This window comes from Amycolatopsis orientalis, from assembly GCF_000943515.2.
Classification (GTDB): domain Bacteria; phylum Actinomycetota; class Actinomycetes; order Mycobacteriales; family Pseudonocardiaceae; genus Amycolatopsis; species Amycolatopsis orientalis.
In genome coordinates this window covers 5,607,625-5,627,398 of record NZ_CP016174.1, presented here as the reverse complement: position 1 = coordinate 5,627,398, position 19,774 = coordinate 5,607,625, and the positions used below count along the sequence as shown (strand labels likewise).

The 19,774-nt window shown below is 69.5% G+C and carries 17 protein-coding genes; 7 read left to right on the top strand and 10 right to left on the bottom strand.

Features of this window, described 5'->3' with window-relative positions:
- Positions 1-4: 4 nt before the first annotated feature.
- A complete protein-coding gene (locus SD37_RS24560; protein ID WP_044856675.1) occupies positions 5-1,747 on the top strand; it encodes a hypothetical protein in 1,743 nt (580 codons plus the stop codon).
- Here the strand turns inward: SD37_RS24560 and SD37_RS24555 are convergent.
- Positions 1,741-2,445, bottom strand: a complete 705-nt coding sequence (locus tag SD37_RS24555) for a class I SAM-dependent methyltransferase (RefSeq protein ID WP_044856676.1) — start codon at positions 2,443-2,445, stop codon at positions 1,741-1,743. The genes SD37_RS24560 and SD37_RS24555 overlap by 7 nt on opposite strands.
- Before the next feature lie 39 nt (positions 2,446-2,484).
- Between SD37_RS24555 and SD37_RS24550 the strand changes: the two genes are divergently transcribed.
- Positions 2,485-6,435: an alpha-(1->3)-arabinofuranosyltransferase gene (locus SD37_RS24550; protein ID WP_044856677.1), complete on the top strand. Its 3,951-nt coding sequence runs from the start codon at positions 2,485-2,487 to the stop codon at positions 6,433-6,435.
- Here the strand turns inward: SD37_RS24550 and SD37_RS24545 are convergent.
- On the bottom strand, positions 6,346-7,338 hold the full coding sequence (locus tag SD37_RS24545; RefSeq protein WP_236725105.1) for a hypothetical protein: 993 nt from the start codon (positions 7,336-7,338) through the stop codon (positions 6,346-6,348). The genes SD37_RS24550 and SD37_RS24545 overlap by 90 nt on opposite strands.
- A gap of 119 nt (positions 7,339-7,457) precedes the next feature.
- The gene (locus SD37_RS24540; RefSeq protein ID WP_044856678.1) at positions 7,458-8,657 is read right to left on the bottom strand and encodes a lipopolysaccharide biosynthesis protein; all 1,200 of its coding nucleotides are present in this window, start codon (positions 8,655-8,657) and stop codon (positions 7,458-7,460) included.
- A 68-nt stretch (positions 8,658-8,725) separates the two neighbouring features.
- Here SD37_RS24540 and SD37_RS24535 point away from each other — a divergent pair, with 68 nt between their 5' ends.
- Together SD37_RS24535 and SD37_RS24530 are read left to right on the top strand one after the other, a co-directional pair.
- Positions 8,726-10,417, top strand: coding sequence for an MmpA family trehalose lipid delivery protein (locus SD37_RS24535; RefSeq protein ID WP_065912961.1), 1,692 nt, complete (start codon positions 8,726-8,728; stop codon positions 10,415-10,417).
- A gap of 3 nt (positions 10,418-10,420) precedes the next feature.
- Entirely contained in the window at positions 10,421-10,600 is a 180-nt protein-coding gene (locus SD37_RS24530; RefSeq protein ID WP_044856680.1) for a DUF2613 family protein, read from the top strand.
- A 925-nt stretch (positions 10,601-11,525) separates the two neighbouring features.
- Here the strand turns inward: SD37_RS24530 and SD37_RS24520 are convergent.
- Entirely contained in the window at positions 11,526-12,758 is a 1,233-nt protein-coding gene (locus tag SD37_RS24520; protein ID WP_044856705.1) for a glycosyltransferase family 4 protein, read from the bottom strand.
- A gap of 163 nt (positions 12,759-12,921) precedes the next feature.
- On the opposite strand from SD37_RS24520, the gene SD37_RS24515 reads away from it, so the two are divergent.
- Positions 12,922-13,617: a class I SAM-dependent methyltransferase gene (locus SD37_RS24515; RefSeq protein ID WP_044856706.1), complete on the top strand. Its 696-nt coding sequence runs from the start codon at positions 12,922-12,924 to the stop codon at positions 13,615-13,617.
- Between the two features lie 28 nt (positions 13,618-13,645).
- Here the strand turns inward: SD37_RS24515 and pgfA are convergent, their stop codons facing one another.
- On the bottom strand, positions 13,646-14,680 hold the full coding sequence (pgfA, locus tag SD37_RS24510; protein WP_044856681.1) for a cell envelope lipid trafficking protein PgfA: 1,035 nt from the start codon (positions 14,678-14,680) through the stop codon (positions 13,646-13,648).
- Between the two features lie 237 nt (positions 14,681-14,917).
- Here pgfA and SD37_RS24505 point away from each other — a divergent pair, with 237 nt between their 5' ends.
- The gene (locus tag SD37_RS24505) at positions 14,918-15,298 is read left to right on the top strand and encodes a hypothetical protein (RefSeq protein WP_044856682.1); all 381 of its coding nucleotides are present in this window, start codon (positions 14,918-14,920) and stop codon (positions 15,296-15,298) included.
- Here SD37_RS24505 and SD37_RS24500 read toward each other — a convergent pair.
- Positions 15,295-16,473, bottom strand: coding sequence for a PucR family transcriptional regulator (locus SD37_RS24500; RefSeq protein WP_065912959.1), 1,179 nt, complete (start codon positions 16,471-16,473; stop codon positions 15,295-15,297). The genes SD37_RS24505 and SD37_RS24500 overlap by 4 nt on opposite strands.
- Before the next feature lie 60 nt (positions 16,474-16,533).
- On the bottom strand, positions 16,534-16,971 hold the full coding sequence (locus SD37_RS24495) for a MarR family winged helix-turn-helix transcriptional regulator (RefSeq protein ID WP_044856684.1): 438 nt from the start codon (positions 16,969-16,971) through the stop codon (positions 16,534-16,536).
- Between the two features lie 37 nt (positions 16,972-17,008).
- On the opposite strand from SD37_RS24495, the gene SD37_RS24490 reads away from it, so the two are divergent.
- A complete protein-coding gene (locus SD37_RS24490; RefSeq protein ID WP_044856685.1) occupies positions 17,009-17,530 on the top strand; it encodes a hypothetical protein in 522 nt (173 codons plus the stop codon).
- Here the strand turns inward: SD37_RS24490 and SD37_RS24485 are convergent.
- The 3 genes from SD37_RS24485 to SD37_RS24475 form a co-directional block, all read right to left on the bottom strand.
- A complete protein-coding gene (locus SD37_RS24485; RefSeq protein ID WP_044856686.1) occupies positions 17,520-18,290 on the bottom strand; it encodes an SH3 domain-containing protein in 771 nt (256 codons plus the stop codon). The genes SD37_RS24490 and SD37_RS24485 overlap by 11 nt on opposite strands.
- Positions 18,291-18,385: 95 nt before the next feature.
- The gene (locus SD37_RS24480; RefSeq protein WP_044856687.1) at positions 18,386-19,075 is read right to left on the bottom strand and encodes a sigma-70 family RNA polymerase sigma factor; all 690 of its coding nucleotides are present in this window, start codon (positions 19,073-19,075) and stop codon (positions 18,386-18,388) included.
- A gap of 144 nt (positions 19,076-19,219) precedes the next feature.
- Positions 19,220-19,717 (bottom strand): hypothetical protein, encoded by a 498-nt coding sequence (locus tag SD37_RS24475; protein WP_044856688.1) that lies wholly within the window; start codon positions 19,715-19,717, stop codon positions 19,220-19,222.
- Between the last annotated feature and the right edge of the window lie 57 nt (positions 19,718-19,774).

Below are 19,774 nucleotides of genomic sequence, written 5' to 3'. Positions count from 1 at the left end.
CTGAGTGGCACTGGGGGAGAGACCGTCGCCGGTCACGCTCACCGCGTTCGTCGCCGGCGTGGTCCCGTTCCTGCTGCACATCTGGGCGGCGTTGCGGGGAAGCCTCGCGCAGGACGACTTCGTCATCACCTACCACGCCGCGAAGGCGGGGCCGTTCGACTTCGGCTACTTCTTCCAGGATTACCACGGTCATCTCGCGCCGGGCGGCTTCCTGCTCGCCGACCTCCTGACCGCGTGGCAGCCACTGGACTTCGCCGTGCTGATGGCGCCGCTCCTGCTGATGCAGGCCGCGGCCTCGGTTCTCCTGTGGACGGTGCTGGTGCGCTGTTTCGGGCGCCGGTGGGGGATTCTCGTCCCGTTCACGATGTTCACGACATCGACGCTGCAGCTCGTCCCGACCTTGTGGTGGGCCTACGCCCTGCAATTCGCGCCCGTGCTGCTGGCCACCACCGCGGCCCTGCACGCGCACGTGCGGTACCTGGCCGACGGCGGACGCTGGGCGATCGCCACCGTGGCTTGGACCGTTTTCGGGCTGGCCTTCTACGAAAAGGCCGTGTTCATCCCGGTACTTCTCGCCGGGGTCACCGTGCTGCTCGGCGTCTCGCTGCGACGGCATGTCGTGCTCTGGGGTGTGCTCATCGCCGTGCTCGCCGGGTACGCCGCCGTCTTCCTCACGCTGACCAGCAGTCAGGTCGGACAAGGCACCGGCCCGGTCACCGTCGGCACCGTCGCGGATATGGCGGGCCGGATGATCGGCGACACCTTGGTGCCCGGGATGGTCGGCGGGCCGTGGTCGGGCCCCGGCCCGGGCGCGACCTTCGCCGCTTCCGGTGTGGTGGTCAGGATCCTGCTCCTGCTCGCGGCCGTCGTGGTCCTGGTCGCGGGGGTCCGCACCGGCGGAGTCCGGGCACGGAAGGCGTGGCTGCTGCTCGGCGTCGTCTTCGCCGCCGATGTCGGGCTCTCCGCGGCGACCCGGCTCACCGAGGTCGGCCCGGAACTGGGCAGCGATCCCCGCTATGTCGCCGATCTGGCGCTCGTCGTCGCGCTGTGTGTCGCTTTCGCCTTCCTGGAGCCCAAATCGCTCGACCGGCCGTCGGATCCACTGCCGTCTCCGGCGAAACGGCCGCTCGCCCTGGTGGTGTGCCTTGCCTTGATCGCGAGTTCCGCGGTGGGTTTCTCCCGGCTGGCGCCCGGGCTGCGGTTCGACCACTCCCGGGAGTTCCTCGCCAACGCACGCGCTTCGGTGGCACGGGATCCCGACCTCGTCCTGTACGACACCACGGTGCCGAACGACATCCTGCACGGCTGGTTCGGGGTGAACGCCCGCACCTCGCGGGTCGTGGGGCTGATCCCGGGTGTCCTGTTCGACCAGCCGACGAGCCGGATGTCCCTTTTGGACGCTTCGGGCACCGCCCGGCCGATCACCGGGGTGGACCCGGTTTCCCGTGGGGTGCCGGGGCCGGTGGCGGGCTGCGGTCATCCGGTCGCTGAGCAACTGGTCCGCGTTCCCTTGGACACCCCCGTACTCGGCCGGTACCTGCTGCGGATCGACTACTTCACCGCGGACGGCGGCGAAGGCGTGGTGGACCGCGACGGCGTTCGCGTGCCGGTGTGGTTCCAGCCCGGCCTGCACACGATGTACCTGCCGATCGAAGGGCTTTTCGACAAGGTCGGTTTCCAGTTGTCCGCCAAGGGCGCTCCCGTCTGTCTCGCGAAGGTTGAGGTCGGCAAGCCGCTCACTCAGTAAGGGTCGTACGGGCTGTCGTGGCCGAAGATCTTCGCCACGGGTGCCAAGCGCAGTCGCAGCAGGATCTTGATCCCGACGTTGCGCAGGAACCACGGCAACTGGGCGATCACGCGCAGCCTGTCCTTCGGTGAGGGCGGGGTGAGCCGGAATCTGGCCATGGACGTCGCACGGTCGAGGTAGGTGTACCGCCGTCCGAAGAGGACTTTCGCGATGGTGCCCAGGGTGACGCCGATCGAGGAAAAGCAGTCGTGGACCAGGATCTCCCCGCCGCCGGCCAGGTGCTCCGACCAGCGCAGGTCGTCGGTGTAGGTCCAGTAGTCGTGTTTGCCGTCGATATAGAGCAGCTGGATCGGCCGGGTCCAGCGCGGCCGGAGTTTCGTGCTGTACTCCGCCACGAGTTCCACGACGTCGTCGACGCCCGCGGCCTTGAGGTTCGCCTCGAACCGTTGGCGGGTCGGCGATCCGCCGAACAGCCGTCCGTCGACGAACGGGTCCACCGCGACCACGGTGGCGCCGACCGTCCGGGCCGCGGTGGCGAGGACGACCGTCGAACGGCCCTGGTGGCTGCCGATTTCGACGATCAGATCGCCCTTGTCCAGACGGCACGCCGCGGTCCACAGGGCCAGGCCCTGCTCCCGTGTCATCCAGCCTTTGACGGGTTCGGCGAGCGACCAGGCTTCTTCGAAACCGTCTGTCATAGGCGCATAGTAGCCACGTTTCCGCCTAGTATCTACCGGATGGTAACCCCCGGCGCGCTGCTCAAAAGGCCGAGTACGTGGATCGTGCTGGCGCTGACCGCGCTGTCCTTTCTGCAGCGTCCCGGTAGGACGACGTTCGACACCAAACTCGACCTCGCCGTGGATCCGCTGGCCTTCCTCGGCCGGGCGCTGCACCTGTGGAATCCCCAGGCGACGGCGGGGGAACTGCAGAACCAGGCCTATGGCTACCTGTTCCCGATGGGGCCGTTCTTCGCACTGTGCCAGGCCGTCGGGCTACCGGTGTGGATCGCGCAGCGGTTGTGGTGCGCGATCCTGCTGTCCGTCGCGTTCGCGGGTGCGCTGCTGGTGGCCCGGGCGCTCAAAGTGGGGAACGAACGGACTCGGCTGATCGGAGCAGTCGGCTACGCCCTGGCGCCGCGGATGGTCACCGAAATCGGATCGCTGTCCTCGGAGATGCTGCCCGCCGTCCTGCTGCCGTGGGTGCTGCTGCCGCTGATCCTCGCCGACCGGATCGGTTCACCCCGCCGCGCCGCGGGCCTGTCCGCGCTCGCCGTGCTGTGCATGGGCGGCGTCAACGGCGCGATGGTCGTGATGGCGCTCGTGCTGCCCGGACTGTGGCTGCTGACCCGGAAATGGCGGAGTACGCACGTCGCACTCGTCATCTGGTGGTTCGTCTTCGTCGTCGGCGTGATGCTGTGGTGGATCCTGCCGCTGGTCCTGCTCGGCCAGTACAGCCTGCCGTTCCTGGACTACATCGAATCCGCGACGAACACCACGGCGCCGATGTCGTTGTTCGAGGTGCTGCGCGGCACGAACCAGTGGGTCGCCTACGTCGTGCAGGGCACGCCGTGGTGGCCGTCGGGCTGGGCGCTGATCGACAACCCCGTCCTCATGACCGCCACCGGGCTGGTGGCCGCCGTCGGGCTGTTCGGCCTCGCGCGGCGTGGCCTGCCCGAACGGCGTTTCCTGATGCTCGGCGTCCTGACCGGGCTGACGCTGCTGACCGTCGGTTACGTCGGGACCCTCGACAGCCCGCTCGCGGAACCCGTGCGGCATCTGCTCGACGGCCCCCTCGCGCCGCTGCGCAACGTGCACAAGTTCGAACCGGTGCTGCGCCTGCCGTTGATGCTGGCGTTCGTCCACGGCATCACGAGTGCCGCGCCCGCGCTGCGCCGGAATCTGCGGCCGGCGCTGGGCGCCCTGCTGGTCGTGGTGATGGCCGCGCCGGTGTGGCTGCTGACCTTGCGGCCGGGGCCGGGCTGGGACGAGGTGCCGGGGTACTGGTACGACGCGATGGGCTGGGTCGCCAAGACCGACGCGCGGGCACGCACCCTGCTGCTGCCCGCGACGGGCTTCGGCGAGTACGACTGGGGCCGCACCGTGGACGAGCCCGCGCAGGCCATCGCGGACAGTCCGTGGGCCGTGCGCAACCAGGTCCCGCTGGGGTCGGAAGGTAACACCCGCCTGATGGACTCGGTCGACGCGGCACTGGCCGACGGCAGGGGAGATCCCGGGCTCGCCGACCTGCTGGCGCGGTCGGGCTACCGGTATCTGGTGCTGCGCGGGGACATCGACCGCGCCAAGGTCGGCGCGCCCGATTTCACGACCTTGCGTGCCGGGCTGGCGGGATCGCCGGGGATCGGGAAGGCGGCCGAATTCGGGCCGCTGGAGATCTACGAGGTGAAGCGGCCGGTGCCGCTCGTCAGCGCGACGTCCACAAAGGACGTTCCGACGGTGAGTGGTGGCCCGGAGAACCTGGCGCCGTTGATGAATTCCGGGCAGCTCGATCCCGGCACGCCGACCGTGCTGACCGGGGACGGCGGCTCGCCGACCGGACCGCGACTGGTCACCGACGGGCTCCGCCGCGCCGAACGCAACGTCGGCGGAGTGCGGGACAACCTGAGCCAGACGCTGACGGCCGGGGAATCGCCGCGACAGCAACGGGCCGCGCTGGACGTCCTGCCGTTTCCGGGGGAACAGCACCAGACGGTGGCCGCGTACCGGGGGATCCGTTCGGTGAACGCGTCGACGGCGGCGTCGTTCGCCGACGCGTTCGGCGGTTCGGATCCGAGTCATCAGCCGTTCGCCGCGCTGGACGGGGATCCGCGGACGGCCTGGCATTCCTCGTCGTTCACCGGTCCGATCGGGGAATGGCTCGAAGTCGAACTGGATACGCCGAGGCTGGTGAACAGCGTCGATCTCGCGATGGTCGACGACATCCGCGTCGGCTGGCCGCCGACCCGGATCCGGATCACCACGGACAACGGTTCCGTCGATCACCAGGTCGTGCGGGGCGAGGGGACGCACCCCTACCCGGCGCCGCCCGGGGTGACGCGCAAGGTGCGGATCACGTTGCTGTCGCTCGTGGTCGGCAGGCAGGACGGCAACGTCGGCATCTCGGAACTGAAGATCCCCGGCGCCGAGCCGCAACGCGCGCTCGAAGTCCCTGCCGACCTGCCGCCCGGCGCGGCGCCGGGCTTCGCGTTCACGCGGGGCGCGCAACCGCGCTATGCCTGCGTTCCCGACAACGGGCACGTCCGCTGCGACGCTTCCGCGGCCCGCGACGGCGAAGAACCGGACGGGATCCGGCGGTTGTTCTCGACGACGTCGCAAAGCGCGTACGAGTTCGGCGGAACTGTGCTGCCCGCCGGCGGCGGCCGGATGCCGGTGGCGCCGCCGGGCGTGCGGGTGACCGGGACCTCGCAACTGGGCGGGGATCCGTCGGCGGGAGCGCTCGCCGCGGTGGACGGCGATCCCGCGACCGCGTGGCTGCCCGACGTCACCGACCTGCGGCCGGCGTTGACCCTGGACTGGGCGGAACCGCGGACGATCTCCGGGCTCCGCGTCGCCACCGATCCGGGCGGAACGGCCAAGACGCCCGCACGGCTGGAGCTGCGGACGCCGACGGACAGCCGTTCCGTCGAACTCGACGCTTCCGGCTCCACGACGTTCCCGCCTTTGGACACTTCGCAGCTGAAGATCGCGTTCGCCGGCCTCGACGACGACCAGCGGACCCGGAACTCGCTGGGGATCGGGACCCTGTCCCTGACCGGCGCCGAACTTCCCGTCACCCCCACGGAGTTCGCGCTACCGTGCGGATCCGGGCCGAACGTCCACTTGGACGGCTTCGCCTACGACACCTCCGTCCGCGGCACGCTCGCCGATTTCGTCGCGCACCGGCCGCTGACGCTCTCGGCCTGCCCCGATTCCCAGGGCGGCGTCGACCTGGCGGCGGGCGGGCACGAACTGCGCACCGACCGGTCGGAGTCTTTCGTGGTCCAGGACCTGTGGCTCAAACCGGCGGGGAAGACCGCCGGGCCGGTCGGACACCGGGCCGTCACGGTGGACTCGTGGGACGCGACGTCCCGATCGGTCACCGTGGCGGGCGGGGACGAGTCGGTGCTGGCCGTCCCGGAGAACGCCAACGCGGGCTGGACAGCGTCCCTGAACGGGACTCCGCTGGTGAAGACACGCGTCGACGGCTGGCAGCAGGCGTGGATCCTGCCCGCCGGTTCGGGCGGCGTCGTCCAGCTCGAGTTCACCCCGGACTGGAAATACCGCTCCGGTCTGCTGATCGGCGCGATCGCGATCCTCGCGGTGCTGATCGGTGTCCTGTGGCCGATCCGGCGGCGTCATGTCTCCGTCGAGGCGGGTTCCGGGATCGCCGTCCCGGTGGTGCTCATCGGCCTGCTCGCCGTACTGGGCGGAATGCTGCCGATCGTGCTGCTGATCGCCGTCCTGCTGGCCCGCCAGTTCAGCGAACGCGCGCCGCGGTATCTCGCTTTCGGCGGGATGGCCGTGGGGACGATCGTCGCGGTGGTGGGGCGGCTGCTGGGGCACGGGCAGGAGTGGGCCTACGGGCCGGTGACCCAGGCTTCGCTACTGCTGGCCGCGGCGGCGATGGTGGCTGTGTGCGTGCCTTGGTTCGCGGGGCGTGAGGCCGAGGGTGACGTCGGGCCGGGGGCGTAGGCGCGCGCTTTCCAGCGCGGCCCGGAGTTCGGCCACGACCTTGCCGGGCTCCGAACGCAGCCGCGACGGAAGCGTCTGGAGAACGACGATCCCCGCGGCCGCGTACCGGGCGTTGCGGGCGAGCGTTTCGCGGAAGCCCTCGGTTCCCGCGTGGTAGCCGAGGGAATCGATTTCCCAGGCGAAGGCGAGCTCGTCACACCAGCCGTCTGGCTGGGCGACGTAGTCGCCGTCGGAGCCGAAGATCTTGACGTTCCACTGGAATTCGGGCAGGTCCGACCATCGCCACAGGTGCCAGGCGTCGGCTTCGGCGACCGAGCGGGCGCCGCCCAGGATCGGGAGGAGGGTGTCTCGCAAGCTGCTCCTTCGGGGGGCTTCGTCGAGTTCCTCGGCGAGCGCTCCGGGAAGGCAGAAACCTCGCTGGACGGACTCGGCCATCATCGCCGTGACCAGGTCCTTGTCCGGTGTTCTCCGGGCCGCGTCGATCACCGCCCGGGGAACCGGAGCTGTCGGGAGCCCGGATCTGACGCGTGGTTTCGGCAGGCGACGTGACCGTTCGATGTGGACGAAACCGCTGTCGGCGACCGAGTGGTTCGCCGGGACCAGAACATGGACCTCCCCGGTGACGGGAAGGTTGCGTAACCCGTATCGCGCCAAAGCGCTTACACCGGTCAGGATCGAATTGACGCCCGCGTGCAGGAGGGCGGCGTGGCTCTTCTGCTCGTTCGTCGGCTCGCCGTTCTGGAGCAGCACGACGCCGGGCAGCAGCATCCGCCACGTCCCGCCGGGCTCGCAGCGTCGTGAAATCGTCCGGCGCGGCATGCCGATGGCTTCGAGCTGCTTCACCGTGATCACCGCCGGACCGCTGGTGATCAAGGGGTGATGTGCCCAGTCTCCTCTTCGCACCCGAGCAGCATGGGGCCGATCACCGACAGAACCCGCCAGTCTGGTTCCGTGACCGGACCTTTCGTGCGTGCCCGTGTGGATTTTGGGACATCTGACGTCCCAAAATCCACACAGCCCCTTCAAGCCCGCCGCGACCGGACCTCCAACAAGGCGCCCGAGAGAGCCAAAGCACCGGCACAGCAAGCGGCGACGGTCACCACCTGGACGGCCGACGAGTGCAGCCAGGTCGTCACCAGCACCGTCTCCGCCGCCACGGTCGCCCACATCAGCACGGTCACCCGCCGGTCGCCCGCGGCGAGGCGGGAGAACAGCAGGATCTGCACCAGCGCGAGCATCGAGCCGGCGAGGGCGAACGGCCAGACCGGCATGGTGCTGGCGGAGTAGCCGGAGCCGCCGATGAACGACAGCAGACGGGGGCCGAAGACCAGCGAGACGAGGAGGACGAGGGAATCGAGGGCGGCGCAGACGGCCAGGGCGGCGGGCAGGATGCGGCGCCGGTCGTCGCCGTCGGCGAAGCGGGGGAGCACCAGGACGCCGACGGCTTGGGGGAGCCAGTAGGCGATCTTCGTGACGATCGCGCCGAGGGCGTATTCGCCGGCCTCGGTCGCGGGGAGGGTGTGGCGGGCCAGGACCAGGTCGAGGTTCACGAGCAGGACCAGCGCCAGCATCGCCTGCGCGGCGTGCAGCACCTCGCCCGCCTGCCGTCCCGCCTTGCGCGGTCGCGGCCGTCCACAGAGGAGCCAGCCGCAGATGATCACCGCGTACGAGCCGATCGCGGTCCCGGCCAGCGCGCCGGTGGCGTTGCCGCCGATCGCGAGCCCGATGAGTGAGCCGCCGACCTTGCCCGCGCCTTCGAGCGACATGAGCCCGGCCAGCCGCGAGAATCGGCCGCTGCCCTGCAGGAGGCCGTGGAAAAGGCCGAGCAGGGTCAGCGGGCCGAGCGTGACGGCGAGCAGCAGCGCGGGGACCACGGAGTCCAGGTGCAGGACGAAGACCAGGACCGGCGCCAGGATGAGGCCGATGGTCGCGACGACGGCGCTCGTCGTGAGGCCGAGTGCCAGGAGCGTCCCGCTGTCCTGTGGCTTGCGCGCCACCCGCAGCGCGACGACGGTCTGCAGGCCCATCGCGGGCACGACACCGATCACCAGCACCGCCAGCAGCGAACTCAGCTCGCCGAACGCGCCCGGTGCGAGCAGCCGGGCGGCGACGATGCTCAGCGCGTAGGCACCGGCGTTGTTGCCCGCCAGCGCGAGCGAGACGAGGATCGCCGCCACGCGCTTGTCGGTTCTGGCCCGGTCGGCCTCGACGTCTACGCTCAACGGCGCTCCTATTACCGGCGAGTAATCGAGCGACCATAACCGCGATCGAGGCGGAAAGGGAAGGGCACTTGGACGCACGGCGCGAACGTCTCGCCTTGGCCGCGGTGTCGGCCGGGCTGGCGCTGCTGGTGTTCCTGCCGGTGCTCGGACGTGGTTTCGTCCTGAGTTACGACATGGTGTTCGCCCAGCGTCAGTCCCTCGTGCCGGACGCGCTCGGCCTCGGGTCGGCCTTGCCGCGGTCGGTCCCCGCCGACGCCGTGATCGCGCTCGCCACGGCGGTCGTTCCCGGCGACATCGTCCAGAAAATCGTTCTCCTGCTTTCGCTTTTCCTCGCGGCATACGGCGCAGCGCGGCTGGTCCCGACGGAGCAGCTCGGTACGCGGATCGTCGCCGCCACCGGTTACGCGTGGACGGCCTATTTCGCGGAGCGGTTGTTCATCGGGCACTGGCCGCTTCTGCTCACCTACGCCTGCCTCCCGTGGATCGCGCGCGCCGCCCTTTCCCTGCGCGCGAACGAGCCGAGAGCGCTCGCGCGGCTGGTGCTCGCTTGCGCCCCGGCCGTGCTCACCCCCCCCGGCGGGGCGCTGGCCGCGCTCACCGCGATCGCGCTGGCCGGACCTCGGAAACTCGGTCACACCGTCGGTCTCGCCGTCGTGCTCAACTTGCCGTGGTTCGTCCCGACGCTCCTGCACGACGGCGGCACGCTGTCCGATCCCGCCGGGGTGGCCGCGTTCAGCGCCCGCGCGGAAAGCTGGGGCCCGGCGATCCTGAGTGTGCTGGGACTCGGCGGCATCTGGAACGGGGACGTCGCCCCCGGCAGCCGCGGCGCGCCGATGGCGCCTTTGCTGATCCTCGTCACGGTCGTCGTGGCGGTGGCCGGATTCCTTCCCCTGGCGCGAAGGTGGGGGACACCGCCGGCGAGAGCGCTGCTGGTGCTGGGAGTTCTCGGTGTCGTCCTCGCCGCGCTGGCGACGTTGCCGTTCGGCGAACCCGTCCTGTCCTGGGCGATGGGGCACGTCCCCGGCGCGGGTCTGCTGCGGGACGCGCAGAAATGGGCCGCGTGGTGGGCGCTCCCCGTCGCGCTCGGCTTCGCGCTCGCGATCGAGGCCGCCGCCACGCGGCTGCGGACCGGGGCGGCGCGCGTGGCACTCGTCGTGGCCGCCGCGCTCTTTCCCTTGCTCACCATGCCCGATCTCGCCTGGGGCGGCTGGGGGCGGATCGAGGCCGTGCGTTATCCGGAGGACTGGAACGCCGTCCATCGGGTGCTCGCCGAAGACCACCGGCCCGGCGACGTCGTCGCGCTGCCGTTGTCCACCTTCAGGAGTTTCGCCTGGAACGACCACCGGACCCAGCTGGACCCGGCGCCGAGGGCGCTGCCGGAGACCGTCCTCGCCGACGACACGCTGCGGGTCGGTGACGAGGAGATCGCCGGCGAAGATTCCAGAATGGACCGTGTCCGCGCCGCGAAGTCGCCCGAAGACCTGTCCGCGGCCGGAATCGGCTGGATCCTGGTCGAACACGGGACGCCGGGACGGGTCGACCCGCGGTTGCTGACCGGCGCGGAACCGGTGTGGTCCGGTGACTGGCTCACGCTCTACCGCACTCCCGGTGCACCCACCGTGACCGAGACGGCATCCCCGATCCCCGTGCTGCTGGCAAACGGAGTAGCGCTGCTGTCGATCGCCGTCGCCCTGTTGTGCCTCAAGTTACCGGTGCGTACATTGAGCCGACGCAGGAATTCCCTGTCGCGGAAGGAGTAGGTCTTGGGCACCCTCATCGGCGCGGCCGCGGCCGTCATCATCGGGCTCGCGACGGCAGCGGGCGGGAGTTACGCGCTGACGAACTCCGCCGATCCCGACGCCGCACCCCAGGTGCAGGCGAAGATCAAGGAGCAGTACAACCCGCTCGTGGCTCCCGAGAACGTCATCTACGGCAAACGCTGAGCCGGTGTCCCAGCTCGCCTCCGACCACGCGCACCGCGTCGTCGGGCTCTACGGCGACCCCACCGTTTCCTGGAGCATCCTCCTGGAAGCGAAGCTGTCTTCGGTTCTGGCGCCCGAAAAAGCGCGGGCGCGGCTGGCCGCCGCGGTCGAGGAGCGGCTCTGGCTCGGGGCCGCTCCCGACGTCGAAGCCTTTCCGGGGAAAGAACTTCCGGCCACCCGTGATCGCTTCGCCGAGGCGCCGTACGAACGCGGTGCGCCGCTGATCCGCGTCGCGGCCGCTACCGACGAACCCGTCGTGCTGATCGCCGCCCATCACGGCGCGCTCGACGGGCTCGGCCTGCTCGCCGTCCTCGGCCTCGTCCTCGACGCCCCGATCTCCTCCGCCGCCAAGGGAATCGGCGCGCGTACGGCGGATCGGTCATTTCTCGGCTCGGCCGTCCGCAGGCTCGCTGAGGCGCTTTTCGCGCCTCCAGCGAGGATCACTCCGGAGAGAACCGAAAGCGGCGCTGGAGACGTGTTCAGCGCCAGGAATCTCCCTCGCCTGCGGCTCGGGTCCTCGGTCTTCGCGGCGGCGGCCGCCGACCTGACGGAAACGTGGAACGCCCGGCGCGGCGGGAAGAGCACGCGAGTGGTGGCCGCGGTCGGCGCCTCCTGGCGAGGCGGTGCCGCGCCGGAACCCGAGCACGACAGCGCGTTCTTCCGCCTGCGGCTCGGCCGGAACCCCAGTGCCGCCGAAGTGGGGGCGCTGCTGGCCGCGCGGCCGCCGGAACCCGATTTCCCCGCCCGCAGCAGCCGGATCGCCCGGCTGGGCACGCGGCTGCTGGCGAGCAGGCTCGGCTCGACCTACCTCGTTTCCAACCTCGGCGTCGTTTCGGCGGCGGACGCGGTCACCTCGATCGCGTTCTATCCCGCCGCCAGTGGCCGCTCAGGCGTGGCGTTCGGCGCGGCGACCGTCGGGGACACGAGCACCGTCACCGTGCGCGCACGCCGTAAGGACTTCGACGACGCCGCGACGGCCGGGCTCGCCGACGGACTCGTGGAAGCCTTGCGGCGTCATGACCCTGGGCTGGGGGATGGCCACCCCGGCCACGTCGCGCACCAGTGACGCGAACCGGTCCACGCTGTGCTCCCAGTCGAACAGGCCCGCCCACGTGACACCGGCCAGGCCCATCTCGATCCGGCGGGCCCGGTCGGCGAGCAGCTCGTCCACCCGCGCGGTGAAATCCTCGAAGTCCTCGGCCAGCAGGCCGGTCTTTCCCTCCACAATGGACTCGGCCACCCCGCCCGCCGCCCGGTAGGCGATCGAGGGCACGCCGTGCGCGGCAGCCTCCATGATGACGATGCCCCAGCCTTCCTTGACCGACGGGCACAGGTGCAGCCAGGACCGCGCCAGGATCTCGTGTTTCTCGTTCTCGTCCAGCCAGCCGTGCAGCCGCACCCGGTCCTCGACACCGCGGTCACGGGCGTGGTTGCGCAGCACCTCCTCCCATGGCCCCTGGCCGACCACTTCGAGGCGAAGTGTCGGCCAGCGCGGCGCCAGTTCCGCGACGACGTCGATCGCGTGCTCGATCCGCTTGTGCGGCACCAGCCTGCTGACCGCGACCAGCGTCAGCTCGGTCTCCCGGACGGCCTTGACGCGCGGCGGAGTGTCCAGGCCGTTGGGGACCACGGTGATCCGCGATCCTTCGATGCCGAGGCCGGTGAGTTCTCCCTTGGTGATCTCGGAAACCGTGACATAGCGGCAGTGCCGGAACAGCCACGGTGCCAGCCTGGATTCGATCCACCAGCCGATCCGGCCCAGTGTCTCGCCGAGCGCGCTGATCCACTGTTCGCGGTGAACGTGGTGCACCAGCACGAGGACCGGGCAGCCCGCGACCAGCCTGGCGAAGAAGGGCATGCCGTTCTGCACGTCGACCACGAGGTCTGCATGCGCCTTTCGGATCGCCCGCAGCGCGTGGAGGTAGACGCCGAACTTGTTGCCACGGCGGCGGTAGCGGACCCCGTCGCGCCATTCCCCGGCGTTCGCGCCCGGATAGGCGGCACACTGGATTTCGACCCGGTACCCGGCTTTGGCGAGCCCCTCGGCCATCCGCTCGACGTACCGCTCGGAGCCGCCGCCTTCCGGATGCCCGGTGTCGCGCCAGTTGACGAGCAGCACACGTGGCCTTTCCATCGTGGTTCTCCCAACCTGTTAGCGACAATGCTAGGTTACCGGTGCGTACACGGTAGATGAATCATTCTCGGAAAGCGATGGTCCGATGGTCGGTAATCGGTCGATGACTTTTTCAACGATGCCGCATCGCGCCACCTTGCGCAGATCGGTGCTGTTGTTCCGGACCTTTCTCACCGAGCAAACCGATCCGGACGGCTTCTACTCGGTGCTCGCCGAGGACTCGGTCCGGCAAGTGGCTCAGCACACTCCGTTGAACGGCCGAACCATTGTCGACGTCGGCGGCGGCCCCGGCTATTTCTCAGACGCTTTCCGGGCGGCCGGCGCCACCTATCTCGGGATAGATCCCGATGTCGGCGAGCTGACGGCACGAGGCGAGGCGGGCGAGAACATGGTCCGCGGCAGCGGGACGGAACTGCCGGTGCGCTCCGGATCCGTGGACGTCTGCTATTCGTCGAACGTCCTCGAACATGTTTCCGAACCCGAGGTCATGCTGGCCGAGATGTGCCGGGTCACCAAACCCGGCGGCACGATTTTCGCCTCGTTCACACCGTGGTATTCCCCGTGGGGTGGTCACGAGACCGCGCCGTGGCATTTCCTCGGTGGAGACTATGCCCGGCGGCGTTACCGCGAAAAGACGGGGAAGGAGCCGAAGAACAAATTCGGCGAGAGCCTGTTCGCCTTTTCGGTCGGCGCGGCCATCCGGTGGGGGAAGGCCACGCCGCTCGCCGATCTCCAGGAGTTCTATCCGCGATACCACCCCTCCTGGGCCCAGTGGATCGTGCGGGTTCCGGGCGTCCGCGAGGTCGCGTCGTGGAACCTGGTGATGGTGCTCCGGAAGCGCTAGACGCTGGAAGTTTCGGGTTCGGGACGAGTCAGTGCCGGGAAGGTGCGCGACGCCGCTTCACCAGCAGGAACACCCCGAGCGCGAGGAAGACCGCACCGAGGATCCCGAGCACGACCGGCCCGGTGCTGGAGATGAAGTCGAGCTTGCCCTTGTTCTCGTCGACCTGCTGGACCATCTTGTCGACGGTCGCGTCGGTGAAGGTCAGCGTGCCGTCGAAGACCACCGTGGGCGTGGGATTCGCGGCGGATCGCAGCTCCTGGTGGGACTGCTGTTCCTGTTTGACCTGGATCCCGGTCACCGGCTCGATCCAGCTGGTGATGGTGCCCCGGTAGAACTGGCCGGCTTCGACGGAGTTCCCGGTGGCGCCGATGAGCGAGCCCGGCACCTTCTTCATCGAGACCTTCGTGTCGGGGATCTCCTGGACGAACTTGTAGACCTCGACGCCCTTGATCTCCTCGACGCCCTTGAACCGGGCCTGGACCGCGCGGCCGGTGTTGTCGTCGTAGACCTGGTAGTCCTTCTGCTCGGTGCCGAAGGGGAACTTGAAGTTCAGGCCGGGCTGCGGCTTGTACTCCTGGATCTCCTCGGGTTTCTGGTTCTCTTTTTCGGGCTTGTCCTTGAGTTTCGTGACGAAGCTGCTGGTGGCCGAGCACTTCGCCTCCTGGTCACCGCCCGGCGGCAGGTAGCCCTCCGCGGTGCGGCGGTCGAAGCAGACCTGGCGTTTGCTCGCGTTGACCACGGTGTCGTCACGGGTGTCGACGACCGAGACGGCCAGCAGCCAGACGGCGACGTCCGTGCCCTCCCGCATTTCCGGGGGCGCGAAATTCGCCACCACGTGGGCGGTGGCCTTCAGTTTCGCGTTGTCGCGGATCTCCGTGACCGTCTTGCCGCCCACGGTCTTCACCGCGAGCACCTTGGACGCGGTGCCTTCGAGGACCGACGTCGAATCCTGGTTCAGTGGCACTTTGGCGAGTTCGGGTTTCACGTAGGTCGGCAGCGACACCGCGCCGGCGACGGCGAACACCCCTAAGGCCAAGAAGATCAGGCTCAACGCTCGTCGCAACGGTCCTCCTGGTGGAACCACGGGAACATCCACATTACCCATCGGTAATCAGTCGCCAGATACTGGCGCGCGGGTCGATCGGCGTCAAAGGTGTGACCGACGGTCATAGGTACGCCGTGCGACCGGAAGGCGGTACCCGCGCCGCCATTCGGCGCAGGCAGCCAAACATGTTTGTTCCCGGGAACAACGGGAGCGGGACCACCATCGGACGACTTCCGCCGGGTGGAAAGGAATTCTGTGCCGCAGGACCCGATCGATCCCCGCGCCCTGGACATCGGTGCGTACTCGGACTCCATCACCGACCTCGAACTCCGCGACGCGGTCGCGGATGTCGCCGCGCTGCTTTCGTTGCACGGCAACGTGATCCGTGATCTCGACGCCAGGAGATCACGATGGCGTCCCGGGCGGCGGTCCCCGCATCCGGACATCGTCCTGTCCGCGGCCGGGCGTCGTCCACAGTGGACGAGATCCGCGAACCCCGAGGTGACCTTGCCGGTCGCCACCACCACTCGCGGCCGCACACTGGCCGTGCGGCTCACCGCGCGTCCCGGCCTCGGGCACACGTTGCTCGACCTCGCGAGGATCATCGACGCCGACATGGCGCCGGAAAGGCTCTAACGCGCGTCGTCGGCCAGCCGGACCGCTTCGAGCGCGACGTAGAGTTCGCCGACGTCGACCGGGTCGGACAGATCGCGCCTGGTGAGTTCCTGTACCCGGCGCAGCCGGTACCGGACCGTGTTCGGGTGGACGATCAGCCGGTCCGCGGCCTCCTTCGCCGAGCCGTGCCCGGCGAACCACGCGATCAGCGTGTCGAGCAGGACGTCCCGTTCGGCCTTGGGCAGCACCAGGATCCCGGTGAGCACGGAGCGGACGACGTCCCGCGACATCGCCGGCGCGCTCGCGACCAGTGTCGTGACAGGGGAGTCGCCGAAGACGGCCCCCCCGGCGGCGCCCGCCACCAGTGACCGGCGGGCGATCCGGGCCCGGTGGACCGCGTCCGGGGCCTCCAGGAATCCGTTGAACGGTCTGCTCATCCCCACCGCGAGCGGCAGGGTGCCCAGTACGTCGCGCAGCCGCCGGACGTCCTCGACCCGGTCGATCACGACCAGTCCGGTCTCGGCACCCGGCCGCCAGACCGACTTCCAGCGCCGTGCCCGCAACAGTGCCTCGACGCCGGGCCGCTCCTTCTGTTCGACGGCTTCGGTCACGACGGCGACGAACGTGCCCGCCGCCGGGAGATCGAGTTCCCTGGCCGCGTCCTCCAGTTCCGCCTGGGTGGCGAACCGGCCCTGCAGCAGGCCGTCGAGGAGGGCGAGTTTCTCGTGCGAGAGTTCGGCGGCCACCTCGCTGTACGCGGTGGTCAGCGCGTCGGAGTAGAGATCGATGGTCTTCCACACGTTGGAATTGATCTCCACCGTGCGCGCGGGGTTGATGAACCCGGGGCCTGCCAGTTCCAGCAGGCGTTCGTAGACGAAGATCCCGCCGATCCGGAACGCGCGGAGCACGGACGGCAGCGGGATACCCTGCCGGGCCTGCGCCAGCCCGGTCTTGCGGGCCGCGTCGAGCGGAAGTCCCCTGCCCTCGACGAGGGCGGTCAGCGCCCGTTCGAGATTCGCCCGGCAGACCTTGCGCAGTTCGTCCGGCGCGGTGGTGTCCACCTGGTGATAGAACTCGTCCTCGTCGCTGAGCAGCCGGGCGAGGCGGTCGCTGAACTCGGGCAGCCGGGTGAGCATCGCCTGCATGAGCTCGCGCTGCTCCCGGGGTGCGGGAGTAGCGGGAGCCTCAGTGCTCATCCGTCAACTCTAACCCGCTCGCGCGGCCACTTTTTATCACGATGCGACGAAAGGGCGCTTTCAGGTGCTGAGCGCGGTTGTCAATCGGCGCAGCGTGTCGCGGGCTTGCCGCAGGTCCGCGGCGCTGACACCGCTGTCATCGAGCATCCCGAGCCGGGGCGCTTCGCTCGCGTCCCACAGCCGTTCCAGCAGCCGCGCGCCCTCGGGGGTGAGGCCGTACAGGAGCGAGCGGCGATGCGCGGGATTGGACTCCGCCCGCAGCTGGCCTGCTTCGGCGAGGTCGTCCACGACGCGCTGAACGGCCTGGCGGACCTGGCCGAGGCGGCGGGCGATGGCGGGGACGGCGAGGGGTTCGTCCGACACCGCGCTCAGCACGTGCCAGCGGGCGACCGTCGTGCCCTGTCCGGCGGCTTCCCGTTCGCTGATCCGGCGGCTCAGCCCTGCCAGTTCGTAGACGTCGGCGATCAGCAGCCGGTAGTCGCGCACGAGATCGGTCATATTTGACAGCATACTGTCAAATAGTCATCCTGGCCGCATGGACGTCACCGAACGGATCGCCTCCCTCTTCACCGCGGCCGCGCCGCGCCCCGAACTCGCCGCACGGCTCGGCGTGTTCGAGCCGCTGATCGGCAGCTGGGATCTGGTGGTGCACAACCACGGCGAGGACGGGAGTGTCCGGACCGTCGACGGGGAATGGCATTTCGGCTGGGCGCTGGACGGCCGCGCGGTGACCGACGTGTGGATCTGCCCGGCGCGGGCGAGCCGGGTCGACGGCCTCGACGGCGAATGGGGGATGAGCCTGCGTTTCTACGACGAGAAGATCGACGCGTTCCGGTCGACCTGGCTCGGGCCGGGCAACGGCTGGGTGATCCCGTTCGTCGGGAAGCCGACCGAAGACGGCTTCGAGATCGAGGCCGACACCGACGGCGTCCGGCGCCGGTGGATCTTTTCGGAGCTGACCGCCGAGAGTTTCTCCTGGCGGGCGGAAGAAACGCTGCCGGACGGGGACCCCTTCGTCCGGCAGCGTTTCGAGGCCACCCGTGCGATCAGTGGTTGATCTTGAACCAGGGCTGCGACCAGCCGAGATAGGTGTAGTTCCAGGCGTTCTTGATCTCCGAGATCGTGGTCTCGGTGAAGCTGCCGGGGCCGTGGATGTCGTTCGACAGGAACTTGCCGCCGCCGATCGAGATCATCGTGTGCCCGGTGCCGCCGTTGCTGAAGAAGGCGAGCCCGCCCGCGGGGACCTGGGTGTCACCCGGGTGCTTGTACGAACCCGGGAGCTGGGTCCAGTGGACGTAGGCCGTCTCCGAGCCGCTCGCGGACCAGCCGTAGGCCCACGAGTTGATCCGGTCGCACCAGCGGTAGTAGTCGGGATCGTTGTTGGTGTGCACATGCGCCTTCGCCCACGCGACGGCTTCGGCGCAGGTCCTCGGGTTGCCGGTGCCGGCGGTGGAGCAGGAGAGGGTGGTGCCGGCGCAGTCCGGGGCGACCCGGCCGTCCGAACCGGTGTAGACGTAGGCGTCGCTGATGTAGCCGCCCTTGGACGGCACGTAGTCCCAGATGTCGGTGGTGCCGTACTTCCCGGTCACCGTCGAACCGTTCGTCTGGCAGTCGATCGTGACGGCGGTGCCGCTCGCGACCGTGCCGACCGAACTCGCGCCGGTGCTCGGGCTCGACCGGACGGTCACCGCCACCCCGGAGTCGGTGTTCACCGTGCCCGTCGCCGCCAGCGCCTCGCCCGCGCCGCCGAGCATGATCGCCCCGGCCAGCGCGAACGTGGCCATGGCGCCCCTGGCGATCCTCGATCGGATCTTCATCTCTGTCCTCCAGTGGTTTCCCCGGATGTGCGGACAGAATGAAGGACGCTCGTACAAGCGACGTACAAGTGTTCGATGGTCCGAAGTGGACGGTTCTATACCGGGACGAGTTCCGGCGCGGCGGCCGGTTCGGGGTTCGGGACATCGGCCGCGTAACGGGCATTCCGCTCGGTGAGCAGGACACGCAGCCGGGCGAGCGCCCGGAACTGGGCCGTGCGGACCGCGCCCGCGCTCGGCAGGCCGAGCCGTTCGGCCGTCTCCTCGGCCGAAAGGCCGAACACGAACCGGAGGGCGAGTACCTGCCGGTGCGGCATCGGCAGCCTGGCCAGCAGGACCCCGGCCTGCATCCAGTGCTCCAGCCGTTCGATCTCGTCGGGGTCGCGCCTGGACCAGCACGGCAAGCCGTCACCGATCTCCGGGACCGAGGCGACCGGTTCGCGGGAACGGCGCCGGTAGAGGTCGGCCACCTTGTGCCCGGCGATCCCGAAGACGAACGCGAGGAACCGGTCCGGGCGGTACCGGTAGCGGGGCAGCGCGATCAGGACCGCCTGCAACACCTCCTGCGCGCAGTCCTGGGCGTCGCAAGCACCCGATCCGGTGGTCCCGAGCCTGCCGGCGCAGTAACGGAACACGTGCGGGGAAAGGAAAGCGGCCAGTTCCCGGACCGCGTCCGGATCACCCGCGACCGCGGCGCGGACCAGCCTGCTGTCCGGGTTGGGCAACCGTCCGGCCGTCGCGGCGGCACGGGAGTCCGCGGGTACCGTCGATGGCGCTACCTCGTCCAAGTCTGCGCTCCAGGTCCAGGGGAAGTGGCCGGGAAAACGCGCCCGTCATCGGGGGCTGGGACTTCGTGCGCGGTTGTCCACCCTGCCGTGCCGCGCAAGGGATGTCCACCCGTCGGCCGCGAAGTCATCCGAACCGCGCAATGTCTACTGTGGACGATGAGGCTGCGACCCCTTGAGGCAGGACAGGACCGGGGGATAGGCGGTGGTGTCGGTGCTGAGCAGATCCGACGTCCAGACAAGGCAATGCGCGAGCACCCGGATCCGCTGGTCGAGATCGGCGTTCTCGCAGGCAGCGCCGATCTGGTCGGCGCAGGTGTCCCGGTCGTCGCGGACGCTGGCGGCGATGGCGCGGACGATCGCCGCCACCCCCGGATCGAGTTTGTCGGGCCGGACGGTCATCCCCGCCGGATCGCGCAGGCGCAGGGTGAACGGTTCACGGATCCGCAGCGAACGGCGGCGGTCCTTGGCGGCCAAGGAGAAAGTATCGACCAGCCGTCCGACGACTTCGCCGAGCGCCGGTCCTTGGCGGGTGGATGAGGCGATGGACACCAGGGCGGTGGCGAGGCGGTCGGCCTCGCCCGATCTGGTGAGGGAAAGAAGATCGCGGGCGACGGTGTGCGCGCGTCTGGGACTGGGTTTCATGTCGGGGCCCCTCGTCGGTGATGCGCAGGACCGATACCCCGCAGACGAAAAGCTAAA

Coding starts and splice junctions, on each gene's coding strand:
- SD37_RS24485 (WP_044856686.1), bottom strand. CDS start 18,290: ATGAAGATCCGATCGAGGATCGCCAGGGGCGCCATGGCCACGTTCGCG.
- SD37_RS24555 (WP_044856676.1), bottom strand. CDS start 2,445: ATGACAGACGGTTTCGAAGAAGCCTGGTCGCTCGCCGAACCCGTCAAA.
- SD37_RS24475 (WP_044856688.1), bottom strand. CDS start 19,717: ATGAAACCCAGTCCCAGACGCGCGCACACCGTCGCCCGCGATCTTCTT.
- SD37_RS24490 (WP_044856685.1), top strand. CDS start 17,009: ATGGACGTCACCGAACGGATCGCCTCCCTCTTCACCGCGGCCGCGCCG.
- SD37_RS24500 (WP_065912959.1), bottom strand. CDS start 16,473: ATGAGCACTGAGGCTCCCGCTACTCCCGCACCCCGGGAGCAGCGCGAG.
- SD37_RS24495 (WP_044856684.1), bottom strand. CDS start 16,971: ATGACCGATCTCGTGCGCGACTACCGGCTGCTGATCGCCGACGTCTAC.
- SD37_RS24550 (WP_044856677.1), top strand. CDS start 2,485: ATGGTAACCCCCGGCGCGCTGCTCAAAAGGCCGAGTACGTGGATCGTG.